The sequence below is a fragment of the Arthrobacter sp. genome, from assembly GCF_031179385.1.
Lineage (GTDB): Bacteria > Actinomycetota > Actinomycetes > Actinomycetales > Micrococcaceae > Arthrobacter_D.
The window spans coordinates 1-19,316 of sequence record NZ_JAPSHV010000017.1 but is presented as its reverse complement, the minus strand read 5'-3'; the positions used below and the strand labels follow the sequence as shown (position 1 = coordinate 19,316).

General features: G+C 63.5%; 22 protein-coding genes, 1 other RNA gene and 1 riboswitch. Of the genes, 14 read left to right on the top strand and 9 right to left on the bottom strand.

Annotated features, from left to right (window positions below; all coding sequences use genetic code 11):
* The first annotated feature begins 112 nt into the window (after positions 1–112).
* The 7 genes from RIF85_RS04690 to RIF85_RS04660 all read left to right on the top strand — a co-directional run bounded on the left by RIF85_RS04690 (position 113) and on the right by RIF85_RS04660 (position 6,902).
* Complete coding sequence (locus RIF85_RS04690) at positions 113–661, top strand: DoxX family membrane protein (RefSeq protein WP_309070753.1); 549 nt, start codon at positions 113–115, stop codon at positions 659–661.
* A gap of 5 nt (positions 662–666) precedes the next feature.
* Positions 667–2,001: a 3-phosphoshikimate 1-carboxyvinyltransferase gene (gene aroA / locus RIF85_RS04685; protein WP_309070752.1), complete on the top strand. Its 1,335-nt coding sequence runs from the start codon at positions 667–669 to the stop codon at positions 1,999–2,001.
* Positions 1,998–3,119, top strand: coding sequence for a ribosome small subunit-dependent GTPase A (gene rsgA, locus RIF85_RS04680; protein ID WP_309070751.1), 1,122 nt, complete (start codon positions 1,998–2,000; stop codon positions 3,117–3,119). The genes aroA and rsgA overlap by 4 nt, the downstream gene beginning before the upstream one ends.
* A 175-nt stretch (positions 3,120–3,294) precedes the next feature.
* Entirely contained in the window at positions 3,295–3,498 is a 204-nt protein-coding gene (locus RIF85_RS04675; RefSeq protein ID WP_026545912.1) for a cold-shock protein, read from the top strand.
* A gap of 153 nt (positions 3,499–3,651) precedes the next feature.
* Positions 3,652–4,476: a histidinol-phosphatase gene (gene hisN / locus RIF85_RS04670; RefSeq protein ID WP_309070750.1), complete on the top strand. Its 825-nt coding sequence runs from the start codon at positions 3,652–3,654 to the stop codon at positions 4,474–4,476.
* Between the two features lie 57 nt (positions 4,477–4,533).
* Positions 4,534–4,648: riboswitch (SAM riboswitch) on the top strand.
* 43 nt (positions 4,649–4,691) lie between these two features.
* The gene (locus tag RIF85_RS04665) at positions 4,692–6,050 is read left to right on the top strand and encodes an aminotransferase class V-fold PLP-dependent enzyme (protein WP_309070749.1); all 1,359 of its coding nucleotides are present in this window, start codon (positions 4,692–4,694) and stop codon (positions 6,048–6,050) included.
* 93 nt (positions 6,051–6,143) lie between these two features.
* Entirely contained in the window at positions 6,144–6,902 is a 759-nt protein-coding gene (locus RIF85_RS04660) for a class I SAM-dependent methyltransferase (RefSeq protein WP_309070748.1), read from the top strand.
* Here RIF85_RS04660 and RIF85_RS04655 read toward each other — a convergent pair.
* Positions 6,899–7,063, bottom strand: coding sequence for a hypothetical protein (locus RIF85_RS04655; protein WP_309070747.1), 165 nt, complete (start codon positions 7,061–7,063; stop codon positions 6,899–6,901). The two genes, RIF85_RS04660 and RIF85_RS04655, sit on opposite strands and share 4 nt — an antisense overlap.
* A 77-nt stretch (positions 7,064–7,140) precedes the next feature.
* Positions 7,141–7,458 carry a hypothetical protein gene (locus RIF85_RS04650; RefSeq protein WP_309070746.1) on the bottom strand — a complete coding sequence of 106 codons (318 nt, stop codon included), beginning with the start codon at positions 7,456–7,458 and terminating at the stop codon, positions 7,141–7,143.
* Positions 7,459–7,548: 90 nt separating this feature from the next.
* On the opposite strand from RIF85_RS04650, the gene RIF85_RS04645 reads away from it, so the two are divergent.
* From RIF85_RS04645 to RIF85_RS04615, 7 genes are all read left to right on the top strand, one after another.
* Entirely contained in the window at positions 7,549–8,460 is a 912-nt protein-coding gene (locus RIF85_RS04645; protein WP_309070745.1) for a metal ABC transporter substrate-binding protein, read from the top strand.
* Positions 8,457–9,239: a metal ABC transporter ATP-binding protein gene (locus RIF85_RS04640; RefSeq protein ID WP_309070744.1), complete on the top strand. Its 783-nt coding sequence runs from the start codon at positions 8,457–8,459 to the stop codon at positions 9,237–9,239. The genes RIF85_RS04645 and RIF85_RS04640 overlap by 4 nt, the downstream gene beginning before the upstream one ends.
* Positions 9,240–10,121, top strand: a complete 882-nt coding sequence (locus tag RIF85_RS04635; RefSeq protein ID WP_309070743.1) for a metal ABC transporter permease — start codon at positions 9,240–9,242, stop codon at positions 10,119–10,121.
* Position 10,122: 1 nt separating this feature from the next.
* Entirely contained in the window at positions 10,123–10,848 is a 726-nt protein-coding gene (locus tag RIF85_RS04630) for a metal-dependent transcriptional regulator (RefSeq protein WP_309070742.1), read from the top strand.
* Complete coding sequence (locus tag RIF85_RS04625; protein ID WP_309070741.1) at positions 10,845–11,246, top strand: CrcB family protein; 402 nt, start codon at positions 10,845–10,847, stop codon at positions 11,244–11,246. The genes RIF85_RS04630 and RIF85_RS04625 overlap by 4 nt, the downstream gene beginning before the upstream one ends.
* Positions 11,243–11,641, top strand: coding sequence for a CrcB family protein (locus tag RIF85_RS04620; RefSeq protein ID WP_309070740.1), 399 nt, complete (start codon positions 11,243–11,245; stop codon positions 11,639–11,641). The genes RIF85_RS04625 and RIF85_RS04620 overlap by 4 nt, the downstream gene beginning before the upstream one ends.
* A 71-nt stretch (positions 11,642–11,712) precedes the next feature.
* Complete coding sequence (locus tag RIF85_RS04615) at positions 11,713–12,813, top strand: glutamate--cysteine ligase (RefSeq protein WP_309070739.1); 1,101 nt, start codon at positions 11,713–11,715, stop codon at positions 12,811–12,813.
* Between the two features lie 64 nt (positions 12,814–12,877).
* On the opposite strand, the gene RIF85_RS04610 is transcribed toward RIF85_RS04615, so the two are convergent.
* The 7 genes from RIF85_RS04610 to RIF85_RS04580 all read right to left on the bottom strand — a co-directional run.
* The gene (locus RIF85_RS04610; protein ID WP_309070738.1) at positions 12,878–14,605 is read right to left on the bottom strand and encodes an alpha-glucosidase; all 1,728 of its coding nucleotides are present in this window, start codon (positions 14,603–14,605) and stop codon (positions 12,878–12,880) included.
* A gap of 7 nt (positions 14,606–14,612) precedes the next feature.
* Positions 14,613–14,837 carry a hypothetical protein gene (locus tag RIF85_RS04605; RefSeq protein ID WP_309070737.1) on the bottom strand — a complete coding sequence of 75 codons (225 nt, stop codon included), beginning with the start codon at positions 14,835–14,837 and terminating at the stop codon, positions 14,613–14,615.
* A 42-nt stretch (positions 14,838–14,879) separates the two neighbouring features.
* A complete protein-coding gene (locus tag RIF85_RS04600; RefSeq protein ID WP_309070736.1) occupies positions 14,880–17,060 on the bottom strand; it encodes a S8 family serine peptidase in 2,181 nt (726 codons plus the stop codon).
* Positions 17,061–17,209: 149 nt separating this feature from the next.
* Positions 17,210–17,577: a transfer-messenger RNA gene (gene ssrA, locus RIF85_RS04595) on the bottom strand.
* 118 nt (positions 17,578–17,695) lie between these two features.
* The gene (locus RIF85_RS04590; protein WP_309070735.1) at positions 17,696–18,067 is read right to left on the bottom strand and encodes a hypothetical protein; all 372 of its coding nucleotides are present in this window, start codon (positions 18,065–18,067) and stop codon (positions 17,696–17,698) included.
* Complete coding sequence (gene smpB / locus RIF85_RS04585) at positions 18,064–18,537, bottom strand: SsrA-binding protein SmpB (protein WP_309070734.1); 474 nt, start codon at positions 18,535–18,537, stop codon at positions 18,064–18,066. The genes RIF85_RS04590 and smpB overlap by 4 nt, the downstream gene beginning before the upstream one ends.
* A gap of 128 nt (positions 18,538–18,665) precedes the next feature.
* The coding region (locus tag RIF85_RS04580; RefSeq protein WP_309070733.1) for a M23 family metallopeptidase at positions 18,666–19,316 on the bottom strand (651 nt) is incomplete at its 5' end.

Here is a 19,316-nt window from a genome sequence, read left to right as displayed (position 1 = left end):
GCCTCGTTGCGCTAAAGGTGCAAAACTAGACTCATCCATCCACGGTTGTAACTGACTTTGTTCGCATGAGTAGATCCGGTGCCCTTGATGGTGCTGGAAGCCAGGAGGCATTGTGACCCTTGTTCGTGTATTCGCCCGCCCATTGCTTGCCAGCAGCTTCGTTCTGACGGGCCTTGACCGGCTCCGGAACACCGACGCCGCGGCCACCGCCCTCCGTCCCACGCTGGACCGCATCACGAAGATGGTGCCCTCCGCCGCATCGGTGGCGAGCGACGAACAGCGCGTAGCGAAGGTACTCGGCGCCGCACATATCGGTGCTGCCGTGCTGCTGGGAATCGGGCGTTTCTCCCGACTTTCGGCGGTCATACTGGTCGGTACGTCCACCCTCAATGCCGTCGTCGAGTTCAACAATGCCGACTCCTCCACAGCGAAGGCGCGCAAGGACCGGCGCAATCAGCTCCTCAAGAACATCTCCTTGATCGGTGCCGTGCTGCTTGCAGCGGTGGACACAAACGGCCGTCCGAGCTGGGCCTGGCGCGCGGAACACTTCGCCGAAGATGCCCGTCGTAACGCCCTGGCGCTCACTCACGACACCAAGAAGGGCATCAGGAAGGCCGAGAAGGCTGTGCGCAAGACCGCCTCGGAAGTCACGGGCAGCTAAGGGGAATGAACGCGCTGTCCGCTGCACCATCGGCCACGTCATTCTGGCCTGCACCCCACGCACAAGGTCCCGTCGATGCAACCGTTGAGGTCCCCGGCTCAAAGTCGTTGACCAACAGGTACCTCATACTCGCTGCGCTTGCCGACGGACCAAGCCGGCTGCGCGCTCCCCTGCATTCGCGGGACTCGCAACTGATGGTCGCCGCGCTGCGGTCGCTCGGTGCCGGTGTCGAGGAGGTCGACGGTGACGGCAGTTTCGGGCCGGACCTTCTTGTCACCCCCATCCCCGATGGGGCGTCGGGCGATGCAAGCGTTGATTGCGGACTGGCAGGCACGGTCATGCGCTTTGTGCCTCCGCTGGCTGCGCTCCGTCACGGCCGGACTGCCTTCGACGGCGATCCCCACGCGCGTCGCCGTCCGATGGGTGCCGTGATCAGCGCGCTCCGGGGCCTCGGTGTCCAGCTTGAGAACGACGACGACGCCCTCCCATTCACCGTCGTCGGCTCCGGCGCGGTTGAGGGCGGGCCGCTGGTTATTGACGCGAGCGCTTCGTCGCAGTTTGTTTCGGCACTGCTTCTCGTCGGCGCCCGGTTCACCAACGGCCTTCACCTGCAGCATTCGGGCGCGAAGGTTCCCAGCCTGGACCACATCGCCATGACGGTTCGGGTGCTGCGTGAGGCCGGCGTCACCGTGGATGACTCCGTCCCGAATTCCTGGCGTGTGGAGCCTGGAGTCATCGGCGCATTCGACGTACGGATCGAACCCGATCTCTCCAACGCCGGACCATTCCTTGCGGCCGCGGTCGCAACTGGGGGCACCGTCCGGATGCCGCACTGGCCGCGAGACACCACGCAGGTCGGCGAGAAATGGCGGACCATCCTTCCGATGCTGGGCGCGGAGGTCGAGCTGACCGACGATTCCACCCTCGTGGTCCGCGGATCAGGAGTGGTCAGCGGCGCTGAACTGGCTGACACGAGCGAGCTGGCACCCACCGTCGCAGCACTGTGCGCTTTGGCCCAGTCACCGTCCTTGCTGACGGGCATCGCCCACCTGCGTGGGCATGAAACTGACCGGCTGGCAGCGCTGGTCGCCGAGATCACGCGTCTGGGTGGTGACGCGGAAGAGACCGAAGACGGCCTGATCATCCGTCCGGCCGCACTCCACGGCGGCCGTTTCCAGACCTATGATGACCACCGCATGGCCACCGCTGGAGCGATCCTGGGTCTTGCAGTCGAAGGCGTCGAGGTCGAGAACATCGCCACGACCGGGAAGACCATGCCGCAGTTCCCTGCCCTTTGGGAAGCGCTGACGGCCACGGCCGAATCGAGCGGCTCGCGGTGACACCAGCCGGTTCCCGGCGCGGGACCTCCTCCTGGGATGAGTCGGACGTACGCATCAGGCCGAACAAGAAGGGCTCCCGTCCGCGCACCAAAGACCGCCCGGCCCACGACGATGCAGTGACAGGACGCATCATCACGGTCGACCGCGGTCGGTATACAGCCATAGTGGACGAGGACACCGAGGCGGAGCGGGTGGTCATCGCTGCCCGTGCACGCGAACTCCGCCGCTCCCCCGTCGTGGCCGGGGACCTTGTCTCCCTCGTGGGAGACGTCAGCGGCGAGCCGGACACCCTGGCCCGTCTGGTGCGGATACAGGATCGTCTGACTCTCCTGCGCCGCAGCGCCGATGACACCGACCCGGTGGAACGCGCGGTGGTTGCTAATGCTGAACAGCTGGTGATCGTAGTGGCGGCCGCCAACCCGGAACCCCGCACCGGTTTCATCGACCGCGCCATGGTCGCCGCGTACGACGCCGGCATCCAGCCGCTGCTCTGCGTCACCAAGGCGGATCTGAAGGATCCTGCGGAACTGCTGGCCAATTACGAGCACCTTGACCTGCCGATCATCACCAGCCAGACCGCGTCCACCCCCGATGCCGTGGCAACAACCTCGGCCAGCGGCACATCCGCCCTCTTAGCGCCCGGTGCGGTGGCACGTTTGAAGGGTCTTCTGGACGGTAGGGTGAGCGTGCTTCTGGGCCACTCGGGCGTGGGCAAGTCAACGCTCGTCAATGCCCTTACTGGAGCGAATCGTGCAACCGGCGGCGTGAACGCGGTGACCGGCCGCGGACGCCACACCTCATCTTCGGCGTACGCGCTGAAAGCCGCCGATTCGGCCCCCGGAACCTGGATCATCGACACGCCCGGGATACGCTCTTTCGGCCTCGCCCACGTCGACGCCGACCGCATCCTTGCTGCATTCCCTGACCTCGCACCCGGAACGGGAGAATGTGAACGAGGGTGCAGGCACGACGACTCTGCGGTCAATTGCGGACTGGACGGATGGGTTGATTCCGGGGCAGCCGGAGAGTCCGGCCCCGTACGCCTTGCTTCCCTTCGGCGGCTTCTCGGCGCCGGCATTGAACCCACCCAGGGAACCAAGGAATTGGGCCTGCAATAAGAAATGCGTTTACAGCGGCCCAATGCCTGCTAGACTGATGGAAGTTGTTGTGTTGCGCACGAATGTTAAGCCTTGATTTCTCTACGGAGTTCGAAAGCTTTTTTTGCAGGCGAAATGAACACCGCGACGGGAACCCCGAAGTACGGGGGGATCCTCACACTCAAGGAATAAAAAAATGGCAACAGGTACAGTCAAGTGGTTCAACGCTGAAAAGGGCTTTGGATTCATCGCTCCTGATGACGGCGGCGCTGACGTCTTCGCTCACTTCTCCGCAATCAACTCCGGCGGCTTCCGCTCGCTCGAGGAGAACCAGAAGGTCAGCTTCGAGACCACCCAGGGCCCCAAGGGCCCCCAGGCTGAGAACATCTCCGTTCTCTAAGGCTTAGAGCTTCCAAGAAAGGCGCACCGGCCAATCGGCCGGTGCGCCTTTCTTTCGTTTAAGATCGTGGTTCTGAAAGTCGTCCATGTCCACGCCAGCGCGCCAGTTCCGACCTGGCGCATCTGGAAGCCCTGACCATATAGGTTGAAGGGTATGAACCTCCAGAGCTACAACGATGACCTCCGCCTTGCCCATGTAATGGCCGACTCCGTGGACGACCAGACCATGTCGAGGTTCAAGGCACTGGATCTGGCGGTTGAAACCAAGCCTGACTTCACTCCGGTCACGGATGCCGACAAGTCGGCCGAAGAAGCTATCCGCGGACAATTGTCGCGAGCCCGCCCCCGCGACGCCGTTCTCGGTGAGGAATTCGGAAGCAGCGGCGCCGGCTCCCGGCGATGGATCATCGACCCGATCGACGGCACCAAGAACTTCGTCCGAGGGGTTCCGGTGTGGGCAACCCTCATCGCCCTCGTTGATGAGGGTCGTCCGGTTGTCGGCGTCGTCAGCGCTCCTGCCCTGGGCAAGCGCTGGTGGGCGGCGACCGGAACCGGTGCGTTCATGGGCAAGTCGCTTGCCGCAGCAACCCGCCTGCGGGTTTCGAGCGTTTCCCGGCTGGAGGACGCCTCCCTCTCCTATTCCAGCCTCACCGGGTGGAAGGAACGCGGGAACTTAGACGAGTTTATGTCGCTCACCGACTCGGTCTGGCGTACCCGCGCCTATGGCGACTTCTGGTCGTACTGTCTGGTCGCGGAGGGTGCAGTGGACATCGCATGCGAACCGGAATTGAATCTGTACGACATGGCTGCGTTGGTGCCCATTGTTACGGAGGCCGGCGGGCGGTTCACATCACTCGAAGGTGCTGACGGCCCCTTCGGCGGGAACGCACTGGCTACCAACAGCATTCTGCACAACGATGTGCTGAAGATGCTCAACCCCTCGCTGGACGATCTCCTGCAGAAAGGCGCCGGCGCCTGACAACGCCGCGTAACAAAATCCGCATCTTATTCGGGACTGCCCTATTCTGAACTACTAGGTCACGAGTGCCAGCGCTAAACCCCGGTTTGCTGGCCGGCAACCCTCCTTCCGCGGTGGGGTGCCCCGGGTGACGACCAGGCCGTCCAGAAAATTGGTTCGGCAAGCGCGGGGCCAACCTCGGTGGAGCCCCATGAGAATTTGTGGGGTAAATTCCTGTGACCAATGCACTTCTCGAAGACGTTGATGGGCTGACCACTGCACCACTTGCTGCAGTTCTCGGCGCAGAACTGCAGGCACCGGTGATTGACGGCGCGACGGTTCGCTACGTCAACCTGGATTACGCAGCATCTACGCCCGCGCTTCAGTCGGTAAATGACTATGTGCAGCGCGTGCTTCCCTACTACGCGAGCGTTCATCGGGGTGCCGGATACGCTTCGCAGATTTCAACGTCTCTGTATGAGAACGCTCGGAGAACGGTCAGGACCTTCGTCGGTGGCCGAGAAGACGACGCGGTCATCTTCACCCGCAACACCACGGATTCCCTCAATCTCCTGGCAGGCTGCGTACCGGTGGACGGGGAGGTTCTTTACCTCGACCTGGAACACCACGCCAATCTCCTCCCCTGGTTCGACCGCCCTCACCGCGGAATCGTCGCAGCAGAGACCATCGAAGGAACGCTGACTGCGTTGGAGGAAGAACTGGAGTCGGGCCGGGTGAGTCTCCTCGCCGTGACGGGCGCCTCGAACGTCACCGGGGAGATCCTGCCGATCGACCGGCTCGCCCGTGTGGCGCATGAGCACGGGGCGCGCATCGTCGTCGACGCCGCCCAGTTGGCCCCGCACCGGCGGCTGGACCTCGTCAGGGATGGCATCGACTACGTCGTTTTCTCCGGTCACAAGCTGTACGCCCCCTTCGGAGCCGGTGTGCTGGTTGGGAGGCCTGACTGGCTCGACGCCGGGACGCCGCACCTCGCCGGTGGCGGAGCTGTGAAAACGGTGAAGGTTGATTCGGTGTCCTGGACAACCGGCCCAGCCCGGCATGAGGGCGGCTCCCCGAATGTCCTCGGCGCGGCAGCGCTCGCGCATGCGACAGAAGTCCTCGCGGCTCTCGATGCGGATGACTGGCTCGCGCACGAGTCGGCTCTCCGGAACGCTCTGATTGAAGGGCTTGCCGCCCTGTCCGGCGTGACGGTGCACCGTATCTTCTCGGACAGCACCGATGCGATAGGAGTGGTGAACTTCTCAGTTCACGGTTACGACGCCGGCCTCGTCGCCGCATATCTTTCCGCTGAGCATGGCGTGGGGCTTCGCGACGGGAAGTTCTGCGCGCACCCGTTGCTGAAGCGTCTCGGCCTGCCCTCCGGATCACTCCGCGCCAGCTTCGGCCTGGGCTCCCGGCACGACGACGTCGACAGGCTGCTTGCAGGCCTCGCTTCGCTCATCAGGAACGGGTTGGGAACCGACTACGTGGTTGACGCCGGACGCTGGGTGCCTGCAGTGGAGACACGGGCCTTCCCCGACTGGGCTCCACATACGCCCGGAACGGCCGGGGCTGCCCCCTGCACCACCGACTGACATTCGCGAGCGGGACCGGGACTGCCGACGGATGATTTAATTGACGGGTTCTGTAGCCGTCCGGCTGTACCCGTCAATCCAGGAGTTGCCGTCATGGGCGTTGGAGGTCCGCGTCTCGCCGCGCACCGCCGTCGTGAGATGGCGCGGAGCTACCTGCAGGACAGTGAACGCTATGACCGTGTCCGTCCCGGCTACCCTGCTGCATCCGTGGATTGGTTGGTGCCGGCGGGGACACAACGCGTCGCAGACGTCGGCGCGGGAACCGGTAAGTTCACACGGGAGCTGGCGCTGCGCTGCCCGGACGTGACCGCAGTCGATCCCTCTGACGACATGCTTTCAATCCTCGCCCAGCACCTTCCCGATGTCAGAAGGACTGAGGGCACTGCGGAGGCGACCGGACTCGATACCGCGAGCGTCGACCTTGTCACCATCGCGCAGGCGTGGCACTGGTGCGATCCTGTTGCCGCGAGCGCCGAGTCTGCGCGCATCCTCATCCCGGGTGGTAGTTTCGCTCTGGTCTGGAACCAGTTGGATGTGAGCATGCCCTGGGTGCACCGGCTCTCGAGGATCATGCACGCTGGCGATGTCTTCAAACCCAGCTATCGCCCTGCCCTCGGCCCCGGATTCTCGGTACCGGAATCGAAGGTAGTCGGCTGGGCGCAGTCCATTCGGGTTCCGGACATCGTGGAACTCGCCCGGTCCCGCAGCTATTACCAGAACGCTTCTCCCGGTGTCCGTGCGAAGGTCGAGTCGAACCTGCGCTGGTATCTTCACGACCACCTCGGCCACGAGGCCGACGCCGTGCTGCCGCTCCCGTATTTGACCTACTGCTGGCGGGCCACTCGCCTCTAGTCTTGCCCTGAGTCGTCAGAAGTTTCCGATTCGGTATCTGCGCCCTCAGCCGGGTCCTGCGAGTGTATCCCCGTATCAGCAGGATCCTGGGAGGGCTTCCCCTCCGCCGGCTGTTCGGTGTGCTGGCGCGGCTCTTCTTCATACTGCGATTCGTTGCTCATCCCTCATACCCTCCGTGTGTGCTGATCCTGAAGTTGTGTGTCGATCCTGAAGACGTTCCGTGCCTCATAGTTGGTGTCTAACGGTCGGTCCAGCCGACACCTTCGGCGTAGCTTGCAATCAGTGTGCCGGCACCCATCTGGTCTGAGTTGTCACCATCTTCATACAGTTTCGCTTCGGACGCCTTGCTGTGCGCAATGATTTCCTCGGCAGCCTTTCGAGCCTCCTCCGCCGACGAGCCGAAGACACCGCTTCGGATGGGAAGCGCGCCCGCTGTGACTACGGGCGCGTCAGTTTCAGTGAGTGGAACTGTGTAACCCGATTCCTCGTCGCTGACTGGCATCTCAAACTTCTCATCGGCAGCGGCCGACACGGTGTATTCAACGTAAAAAGCCATGGTGCCACCTTGCACCGCGGGGCGCGTCGCTGTCGAGGGGGCGCCCCGCGGGCGGTGGCGAAAACACTCGCTCAGCGCTATGGTTTCGGTATGCCGAAATTCTTGGTTACGGCTTTCCTAATGATCGCCGTTCTTCTGCTCTCGGGCTGTACTGGACCGCGGGTGGAACGAACCGGAGCCGGCGAGGATCCGCGGCCGGTCGTCCTGACTACGTTCTCGGTGCTCGCCGACCTTACCCGCACGGTGGCCGGGAATCACGTGCGCGTGGAATCAATCACCAAGGTTGGCACGGAGATCCACGGCTACGAACCCACACCATCCGACCTCATCAGCGCGCAGCAGGCCGATCTGATCCTCGACAACGGGCTGGGCCTTGAGCGCTGGTTCGAGCGGTTCGTTGTGTCCGTGGATGCGCCGCATGTCGTATTGTCCGAGGGCGTTGATCCTGTCGATATCCGTTCCGGCGATTACCAGGGTCTGCCTAACCCGCACGCGTGGATGTCGCCGAAGGCAGCGCAGATTTACGTCAACAACATAGTCGCCGCTCTCTCAGACCTCGATCCCTCCCACACAGCGGACTACGAAGCGAACGGCGACATGCTGAAGCAGGAGCTTGAGAACCTGCTTGCCGAACTGCAGTCGGCTTTTGAGACCGGTACGGCAACACCCGCCCTGGTCACCTGCGAAGGCGCCTTCTCCTATCTCGCCCGCGACGCCGGATTGGAGGAAGCCTTCATATGGCCGGTCAATTCCGACAATGAGGGTACTCCACGCCAAATCAAGGACGTCATCTCCTTTGTCGAGGAGCACGATGTTCCGACCGTCTTCTGCGAGTCCACGGTGAACCCTTCGGCGCAGCAGCAGGTGGCCCGGAGCACCGGCGCCGCGTTGGCTGGACCGCTGTACGTAGACTCCCTCTCCGAGGCCGACGGCCCTGTGCCAACCTTCCTTGACCTCCTACGGCACGACATCGATCTCATCGTCGAAGGATTGGCCCCATGACCCTTTCACACGCTGCGGGCGCTACCCAGCCAGCAATCGCCGTCGAGCACCTCAGTGTCCACTACGGCGATGTCACTGCCCTCGACAGCGTGAGCTTCACCCTTGACCGTGCCCAGGTCTGCGGCCTGATCGGGGTGAACGGCTCTGGGAAGTCGACGCTGTTCAAGTGCCTGATGGGGCTGGTCACCGCGCAGCACGGTTCTCTGTCGCTTTTCGGCCAGACGTCCACCGCCGCAAGGAAAGGCAGATTGGTCGCCTATGTTCCACAGTCCGAGGACGTGGACTGGAGCTTCCCCGTGTCCGTCGGCGACGTCGTCATGATGGGCCGCTACGCGCACATGGGCCCGCTGAGGCATCCCACGCGTGCCGACCGCTCCGCCGTGGAGGATGCACTGCAGCGGGTAGGCCTCACCGAACTGCGCAATCGCCAGATCGGCGAACTATCCGGCGGTCAAAAGAAGAGGGCTTTCGTTGCGCGCGGCATCGCTCAGGACGCGCAACTCCTCCTCCTCGATGAACCCTTCGCCGGTGTCGACAAGAGTAGTGAGGCCACCATCGTCGAGCTCCTTCACGAACTGAAGAGTGAGGGCCGGACCGTGCTCATCTCCACCCATGACCTCGCGGGCCTACCCCGCCTCTGTGACCGCGCCATCCTCCTTCATCAGCGCATCCTTGCCGAGGGTACGCCCAGTGATGTGCTCACCCATGCCAATCTGGCGAGAGCTTTCGGCGCGGCCGGCACTTCGTCCGTCACTACTCCTACCGCTCCGGGAGCATAAATGGACCCGTTGACCTTTCTGCTCGAGCCGCTTCAGTACGGATTCCTGACCCGCGCACTGCTCGTGACCCTTGCGGCCGCCGTCGTCGCGTCCGTCCTGTCGTGCTGGCTCATCCTGATGGGCTGGTCGCTCATGGGCGACGCCGTCTCCCATGCTGTGCTGCCCGGCGTCGCCCTGGCCTACATAGTCGGTGTTCCGTTTTCCATTGGCGCCTTCATCTTCGGCGCCGGAGCGGTTGCCCTCATCGGGGCAGTCAAGTCGACCACGAAGCTGAAGTCGGACACGGTCATCGGCGTGGTGTTCACGGCACTGTTCGCCGTGGGCCTGGCCATCATCTCGCGAACGCCGTCCCAGGTGGATCTCATGCATATCCTCTTCGGCAACGTTCTTGGAGTCACAGACGGTGAACTCTGGCAGGTGCTGATCCTCGGTGCGCTGACCCTCGCGATCGTACTGGTCAAGCGGCGGGATCTCACGCTGCTCGCGTTCGACCGGACTCATGCCCACGTCATTGGGCTCAACACCAAAGCGCTGGGCGCGCTGCTGCTGGGGCTGCTTGCGCTCAGTGTCGTGGTAGGACTACAGGCCGTCGGAATCATCCTCGTGGTGGCAATGCTCATCACCCCCGGCGCGACGGCGTTCCTGCTGTCACGCAGCTTCGACCGCATGCTGATCCTCGCCGTCGTGATCACCACCACGGCCGCCGTCGCGGGGGTCTATGCCAGCTACTACCTCGACCTTTCCACCGGGGCGTCCGTGGTACTCGCGCAGGCGGTTGCCTTCGCTGTCGCGTACTTCGCAGCACCGCGCACCGGACTCATCCATCAGCTGAGGCAACGACGACGGCGGCGCGCCGGCTCCGCTGCTGGAACGGCCGGCTGACGTGGCGACAAAGCCCAACCCGTCGGGCAGCGACTCCTCCAGCGTGCAGGACTATGTGAAGACCATCTATGCACTGTCGGAGTGGCACGACGAGCCGGTGACATCCTCACGGCTGGCAGCCCGGCTGTCAGTGGCCAACTCCTCCGTCTCCGAGATGATCCGGAAGCTGGCGGAGCTTGGCTTGGTGGATCACACGCCGTACCGGCCTGTCGAGCTGACGCCAAGCGGCCTACGTCTCGCGCTGGCCATGGTCAGGCGGCACAGGCTCCTCGAGACCTTTCTGGTCCAGGATCTCGGCTACCGCTGGGACGAGGTACACGACGAAGCCGAGTTACTCGAACACACCGTCTCCGACACTTTCATCAACCGGCTGGACGCCCGCCTCGGTTTTCCTCCAATAGATCCCCACGGTGACCCGATCCCCACCGCCGAGGGGTCCATCACGCTTCCCGACGCGCTCCCCCTCGGCAGCTTCGACGACGGGCACTCCGGACGCGTCTCCAGAATCAGTGACGAGAATCCGCAGCTGCTGAGGTTCCTGGCGGACGAGGGCATCGGCATCGGCTCGGCCGTGACTGTTGTGGGGCGTACCCCCTTCGGAGGTCCGCTTCAGGCGCGCGTCGGCACAGGCGGTGCTGCGCGCGAGCTCAGTCTCGGGGATGAACTCACCCGGGCGATCTGGGTGGAAACGGTCGGCGAGCACACTGGCTGTAGCTTGGTGCGATGACTGCATCTCGACCCGGTGCACCGGACCGCGCCGGCTGGAAGGTTTGGGTTGCCGTGGCCGCCGGCGGCTTCGCCGGAACGGAAGGGCGGTACCTCCTGAGCCTGCTGTTTCCAGAGCCGGCCGGTTCGTTCCCGTGGACCACGCTCACCATCAACGTGGTCGGGAGTTTCCTGCTGGGCCTGCTGACCGTCCGTTGGTCCGGAGGAGCGCGGAGCCCCCGATGGGTGCAGGCCGCCGTGGGGCCCGGCCTCATCGCCTCCTTCACCACCTTCTCGGCCATCACCCTGACCGGGGTAATCCAACCGGATCTCCTGCTGCCGTACCTCGGCGTTTCCGTGGTGCTCGGTCTGGCCGCAGCGGCCGCCGGGATGGCTCTCGGGCGGAAGAAGTCGGCATGATCGCGGCGCTGGTCGTGGGTCTTGCCGGCTCTGCCGGCGCTCTGGTTCGCTTCGCCGTCGACAGGTCTTTTGAAACACTCCGCGCACGACGACGGCACTCTGTGCCGCCCCGTCCCCCCTTCCCCGGGGGAACCCTCGTGGTCAACATTCTCGGATCCGGTGCGATCGGCGTGCTGTGGGGGCTGCTCCAGAGCTCTGCGCTCGACCCTTTCTGGTACTCCGTGTGGGCAACCGGGCTGGCCGGTGGCCTGACAACGTTCAGCACCTTCTCGGTCGCTGCTGCCTCGCTGTGGCAGGGCGGGAGGCGGGGCGCCGCCGTCGTGCATGTGAGTGCAAATCTGGTGTGTGGTCTCACAGCAGCGTGGCTGGGGCTGCACGGAGCGAGCCTTCTGTGACCGTGCGGTCCCTCGACGCGACGCGGCCTGCCTAGACTGGGTGCGAACCGTCGATGCATCGAAAGGCTCCCATGACCACCCTGGGTATCGAAGAAGAGTATCTCCTGCTCCATCCGGAATCAGGCCTGCCCGTATTCAATGCGACGGAAGTGCAGGCGCTTCTGGAGACCGGCGACTCCATCAGTACCGAAGATATACAGCGGGAGCTTTTGAGCTGCCAGATCGAGACTGCGACGCCGGTGTGCGAGACGCTTACCGAAGCGGAGGAATCCCTGCTGAATTTCCGGCGTCAGCTTTCAGCGGCGGCCAGGAAGTCAGGGGTACGGGCGAGCGGTTCGGCGACGGCGCCCCGCATCGAGGAGGGATACCCGCAGCTCACGGACAAACAGCGCTACTACGAGCTGAAGTCGAGCGCTCCCGGGATCGTCGCTGACCAGTTCGTCAACGGGCTCCATGTTCACGTGGGAGTTCCCGATAAGGAGACCGGAGTCCAGGCGCTGAACCGCATCCGCCCCTGGCTGCCGATTATCACGGCCCTCAGCACCAATTCGCCGTTCTGGCTCGACCGCGACAGCGGTTTCGCAAGCTGGCGCACCGTGCACTACCGACGCTGGCCGGTGCAGGGCTGCCCGCCGGTCTTCGCCGACGCCGGGGAATACGAACGTCGTATCCAGCGACTGGTGGACACCGGTGTCATCATCGACCGCGGAGTCCTCACGTGGGTGGCGCGGCTGTCGGATCACTACCCCACCCTTGAGGTGCGCACGGCGGACTCACAGCTCGAGGCGCAGGATTCGGTGTTGATCGCTGCGCTTGTGCGCGGTCTTGTGACCACCGCGGTCGACGACGCACTAGCCGGAAAGCCGTACGCCGACCCTGACGCGGAGTTGCTGGATGCAGCGCAGTGGCAGGCGGCGCGGCAGGGTCTGAGCGACGTCGTCGTCAATCCGCTCAGCGGCAAGCTGGTGCCCGCCCGTGAACAAATGGACCGGCTCCTTGAGTACACCGGCTCGGCTTTGGATGCAGCCGGTGACACGAACTGGGTCCTCGCAGGGCTCAAGACCGTCTGGGACCGGGGAACCGGTGCGGTCCGGCAGCGGCGCGCGATGCACCACAGCGGCATGACAGGACTGCTCGACCTTTACGCCGAAACGCTGATTGCCGAGCGCTAGTCCATGAGTTGGCAGGACTTGCCCTTCTTCGGGGGTGAGAAGGGGTATGTCCTGCCACTCGGCATCAGGTCATCTGCAGGACCCGTACTTCCCAGGGACGCAGTTCGGGAGTCAGCCCGCCGTCGTAGTTTCCGAGGACCAGCGACCCGCTCAGCGACGAGTCCTTCAGCGACGGGTCATCGGGCAGTGCGAGGTCGCTACCGGAGACGTTGCCGACGACCAGAAGCTTGCTCCCCGAAAGCGTGCGCGTGAACGCGTAAAGCGTGGGATGGTCCTCCGCCAGCATCGCGAAATTGCCCAGGCGAACCGTCTCGTTCTTGTGCCGCAGCTCGATGAGCTGTTGGTAGAACCGGAACACAGACCTGCTCGACGCCCGGTCCGACTCGGCGTTGATCGAAGCATGGTTCGGGTTGACTCCGATCCACGGCGTTCCGGTCGTGAACCCTGCGTGCACACCCGGGGTCCATTGCACCGGTGTGCGCGCGTTGTCCCGGCTCATGATCCGCAGATTGCGCAGTACTTCCTCAGGCTCGTGGCGCAATGGGCCCGTCGCCTCGTAGAAGTGGTTGATCGATTCGATATCCCGGAAGTCTTCGACGGTCTCGAACGGCGCGTTGGTCATGCCGATTTCCTCGCCCTGGTAGATATACGGCGTCCCCCGGTGCAGGTGGAGCAACGCCGCCCAGAGCGTGGCCGATTCGTAGCGGAACGCGCCGTCGTTGCCGAAACGGGAGACGAGGCGCGGCTGATCGTGGTTGTTGAGGTACAGGCTGTTCCAGCCCGTCTGCGCCAACCCCTTCTGCCACCGGTTCCAGGAGGTTTTGAGATCCCTGAGGTCCAGGCCCTTGTAGTCCCATTTGCCGCCTGGTCCGTAGTCGAGTCCGACATGCTCGAACTGGAAGACCATGTCCACCTCACGTCGGGTGGGATCGGTGAAGAGTTTCGCCTCGTCGATGGTGACGCCGGGCATCTCGCCGACCGTGATCAGCTCCGCCTCGCGGCCGTCGAAAACCTCACGATGCATTTCCTGAAGGTATTCGTGGATGCGCGGACCGGAGATGTAATACTGCGAGCCGTCGCCCCAGAGCTTGCCAGGCTGTACCGGGCCGTCGGGCAGCGCCGGATCCTTGGAGATGAAGTTGATGACATCCATCCGGAAGCCGTCGACCCCGCGGTCCAGCCACCAGTTCATCATCGCGTAGACCGCCTGCCGTACCTGCGCGTTCTCCCAGTTCAGGTCAGGCTGCTCGGGAGCGAAGAGATGGAGGTAGTACTGACCTGTCGTCGGGTCCAGCGTCCAGCTGGGGCCGCTGAAGGCTGAACCCCAGTTGGTGGGTTCGGCGCCTTTCTCGCCGGCCTCGAAACCCTCCCGGGCATCCCGCCACCAGTACCAGTCGCGTTTGGGATTATCGGTCGACGACGAAGACTCACGGAACCACGGGTGTTCGCTGGAGGTGTGGTTGACCACGAGGTCCATGACCAGCTTCATGCCGCGCTGGTGCACTCCTTCGAGGAGCTCGTCGAATTGCTCAAGCGTGCCGAAGGTCGGGTCGATCTGTTGGTAGTCGCTGATGTCGTAACCGTTGTCATGCTGCGGTGAAGAGTAGATCGGCGAAAGCCACACAACGTCGATACCAAGCTCCTCCAGGTGGTCGAGCTTGCTGATGATGCCACGGAGGTCGCCGATACCGTCCCCGTTGGAGTCTGCGAAGCTGCGGGGGTAGATCTGGTAGACAACGGCACCTGTCCACCATGCGGGTTCACTCACTGTTTCCTCCGGATCTCGGTTCATGTCGGAGCTACCGCCCTTCGTTGCGTCGAGTAAGGCCCACGATCAGGCAGATCAGTCCGACCGCGAGGGGAAGCAGTGTGTAAAGTGTGTGAGTCCCGCCCAGATAGCTCATCACGAAGATGTAGATAAAGGTGGCGATGACGAGCACCAGCCCGACCGTGATCAACGCCCGGCCGCGGTGGGGCGGCGGCAAAGGCGGCAGCCACGGCGGGCGGTCATTCATCGAGCTCACACGCACAGTCTACGTTTGTCCTCGTGCCTGCCGGTGGGAGGCTTAGCGGAAGAGGTTGAAGCTGCCCCAACCAGAGCCGACGATGGAACGCGCTCCCCAGCCTCCACTCGCGTATGGATAGTAGGCAAGTGATCCGTCGGTGAGCCGAGTCATCAGACCCTGTTGTCCCGTTCCGGTGAACCCTGTTGTCGGTGCCATGGAGTCGGCGATCTGCCAGCCGCTTCCGACGGTCTTGCGCGCTTCTGCCAGAAAGCGCCCACTTCCGTCAGACCGGTACTGAATCAGATTCCCGTCAGCCCGCTTCGCAAGGATGTCCATCCTCGCATCACCGTCGAAGTCGGTCATGGTGAGGTACAGTCCCCGCCAACCTGTACCGATACCCGTCCGGGGGCTCAGCGCCCCGCCGCTGGCGTTTGCGTAGAACCAGAGAGCGCCGTTCGGATCGGTGGCGACAATGCCCGGGAAGCGATCTGAGGATCGCCACTTTCCCACGGTTATGAAATAGTCGCCCCATCCGGTTCCGATTGACCTCGCGGTCGCGAATCCGCCGTCGTACCGCCCGGCATAGAACGTTAGTCGTCCGTCCTTCCATTGGGCGATGATGTCCAGGACGCCGTCGGAGTTCCAGTCAGTGACGAAACCCTGCTTCAGCGACGACCATCCGCTACCCACTTTCTCGCGCTGCAGGAAACCGCCCCTGCCGTTCGACGGATAGTTCCACAGAGTGCCACCGGAGTCCGCAGCGACGACGTCGGCGGAACTGCGCAGAGAAGGCGAACTGCTGACGCCGGCGGCCAGGGTAACAGCGGCGGTGGCGTCGACGATGCCGGTACCACAGCCCCCGGCGCACGTGCCGGGAAACGGCTGGGCGGAATCGCGTAGCATCTGTTCAATCTGTGCGGGAGTCAGCGCCGGGTTGATCGAAAGCATCAATGCCGCTACCCCGGCGACATGCGGGGCGGCCATGGATGTGCCCTGCATGTACGCGTAAGTTGCGGTGCCGGGCGTGGTCATCCCGGTGTTGAAGGTCGACAGGATGTTCTCGCTACCGGTACTTCCGTCTCCGCCCGGCGCGCTGACGTCCACTTCGGGACCATAGTTGCTGTAGCTGGCGCTGTCGCCTGCCCTGCTGGTGGCTCCTACGGTGACCACGTTCCTGCAGTTCGCCGGCATCACGTTCGCTGCGGGCTGGAACTCGTTGCCGGCCGCAGCGATGACGACAGAGCCCTGCTGCACCGCAAAATCGATAGCGTTCTGCAGGGTGCGGCTGCAGGCACCCTCGCTTCCCAGGCTCAGGTTGATGATCCGGGCAGGGCTCGCATTGGCGGGAACACCGCTCACCATGCCGCCCGCTGCCCACGTGAGCGCGTCGACCGTATCCAGAAGATCCCCGCCACAGGCTCCCATAACGCGGATTGGAAGAAGGTTCGCGCCGTGAGCTGCTCCTGCTATGCCGATAGCGTTGTTGCCCTTGGCCGCGGCGATGCCCGCCACATGGGTTCCGTGCCAGGAGGACGCGCCAGCTTCGCCTAGTTCGGGGTCCTGGCAAGCGTCGCCCGGGTCGCTTGGGTCGGCATCGCGGCCAGTATCGTCGACCGCGATCTCGGGGTCAGCGACGAAATCGTATCCCGGCAGGACGTTGTCCAACAGGTCATTGTGCGCGGTGATTCCCGTGTCCAGAATGGCGATCGTTTGGCCTGCGCCCGTTGACCGGTCCCATGCAGCAGACACGCGCAGACCCGAGAAGTCATTGAAGAGATTCCACTGGAACCCCTGATATTCATCATTGACGGCCGCGAGCGGGCGCATGAGCACGTCTTTCTCGGCGTACTCCACCCCCGGAAGCGAGTTCAAAAGCGCAACCGCGCTGTCAGCGCCCTGGGACGGGACCTCGCCGGCAGCTTCCACAACGACGGCGCCGCTGACTGTCTGACGCACCTCCTTCACGGAGATTCCCAGGTCCTTGGCTACGCGGCCGAAGGCGTTGCCCTTGATGTTCGAGGCGGCTGATGCACCGCCTTCGAACTTGACGATGAAGCGGTCGGTGGATTCGGTTGGGACCGGGTCCACCCTGGACGCGCCTGCAACCACCTCGTCCGTAAGGCCCTGTCCCGGCGGGGTGGGAGCAGCTCCGGCAGGTGGCGCGGCGAGCAAGGTGCCAAGCACCGCCGTCGTGATGGCGGCGGGTAGAAAGGTATGAAAGCGCGGGGACAGGAAAGGCATAGAGAGAATCCTGAGAGGTGGGGAGCAGGTGGCACTTTCATCAACGGTACAGAACCTCTGCAGCCCGAACCACAGAGGTGTGCGTAACTTGCGGGTCTGCACCGGGCAAAACTGAGCAACGAAAAAGCCCCGGCGAACCGGGGCTTTGTCAGTGGAGATGGCGGGAATTGAACCCGCGTCCGATGCAGTTTAGTCAGGGCTTCTCCGGGCGCAGTTTGCGTCGGTTTTTCTCAGCTCCAGCCATCATGCAAACAAGTGGCTGCCGAGCTCAGTTGCATAGGAGTCCCCTTGGTTCCTGCAACGAAAACCAAGAGCAGTGGCCCTCTAAATGACGCCAGGAACCGGGTCGAGAGCATACCCGGGCTGACGGACTAGCTCTGCTGCTTAGGCAGCGAGAGCGAAGTCAGTGCGCTTCTGTTCGGCACTTATTGTTTTACAGAGAGCGTTTACGAGATAACTCTGTATCCTCGGCCCGCTTCCCCTGTCGCGACTAACATCGTCGAAACCTGTCATCCCCGTGTTCAATTTTCAAGCAGCGTTACCACTCGCTGATTCCCCGAATTGCTCCGGGCTATCTAGTCTAACGCACCCTTCGCTGGAATCATTCCCCGACACGTGGAGTTCCGGAGGTCCCGTCAGAACCTGATGCCGAGAATGACGATCTCCGACTGCCAGATCATCAACACAACAAAGGAAACGGCCACGAAAGCCAGGCCCAGAGCGGCCAGCGCCGTCGTCGCCGCCTGTTTGCGCCGGAAGCTCCACCAGAAGACGGCGATATTCAGCAGGATCAGGACCGGCGAAATCCACACGAGAATTTGCGCGAAAAAAACGTAGATCAAGAAGAAGAACGGTATCAGGGCCAGAAAGCCCGCCGGAACTACGGCGAACAGCAACAGCAGGTTTACAACAGCACCTGCCGTTACCCACCAGGGGCGTTTATACCTGAGTTCCGAGCCTTCCTCAACGTCGTCCGGTTCCTGCGCGTCCCAGAAGACATCGCTCATGCGCCAAGGTTCCGCTCTCGCATGGCGCGCTGCGCCTCACGGTTGTCCTGTTGCTCGCGGAGGGTCTGACGCTTGTCGTAATCCCGCTTGCCGCGCGCGATGCCGATCTCCACTTTTGCTCGCCCATTGAGGAAGTACAACTGCAGCGGCACGATGGTGAAACCACTCTCCCGGATCTTGTGCGAGATTCTTGTCAGCTCTTCGCGGTGCAGAAGCAGCTTACGACGACGGCGCGCGGCGTGGTTGGTCCAGCTTCCCTGCGAATACTCGGGAATGTGGATTCCCTCGAGCCAGAGCTCGTCGTTATAGAAGATGGCGAACCCGTCCACCAGGGATGCGCGGCCCGCCCGAAGGGATTTCACCTCGGTGCCCTGGAGGGCGATTCCCGCCTCATAGGTATCCAGCACCTGGTAGTCGTGCCGGGCCTTCCGATTGGTGGCCACTACCTGACGGCCACTTTCCTTGGGCACGGTTCAACTCCTTCAATAGTGCGGTGCGCTTCAGTCCGTAGATGCGGACGGTGCGTTCTAGTCTACGGCGTCGATCAGCTCATTGTGTCGTGCGGTGTCCGGCCGCCAACCGGGCCACGCCGACAGTCCTAGAGGAGGCCCATCGGGTCGACCAGGCTTCCGTTGAGTACTGTTTCGAAGTGCAGGTGGCAGCCGGTGGAGTTACCGGTGGTACCTGTGTAGCCGATCAGCTGCCCAGCGCTCACGCGCTGGCCCGGACCCACCACGTAGTTCGATAGGTGGTAGAAGTTGGTGGCCAGAGCGTTTCCGCCGACCACGCCGTGGCTCAACACGATCCGGTTGCCCGCACCCGGAAGCACGTTCGAGTCCGCATACCAGACTTCGCCGGCCGCGGGCGCATACAGCGGAGTTCCACACGCGACGCCGTAGTCGATGCCCGTGTGAGTGTACCCGCCGGTACCGTTGAAATCGATTGTTCCCAGCGGTGTCGGACGCCACCCATATCCGGACGTAATCGGTCCGCTGACAGGAGCCCGCAACCCGAAGGCGGACGGGCTCGACGTCGGAGGCGGGACAATGACGGGAGCCACAGGCTGCGGGACGACTGGTTTCGGCACCACGGGCGGGGGTTTGGGACGATTCGCTGCGGCTGCTGCTTCGGCAGCACGCCGGTTCGCCTCTGCCGCTTCTGCTGCTGCACGACGGTTGGCCTCCGCCGCTGCGGCTGCGCGCCGTTCGTTCTCGATCCGCGCCCGTTCCTCAGCCTCGGCCTTCAGCCT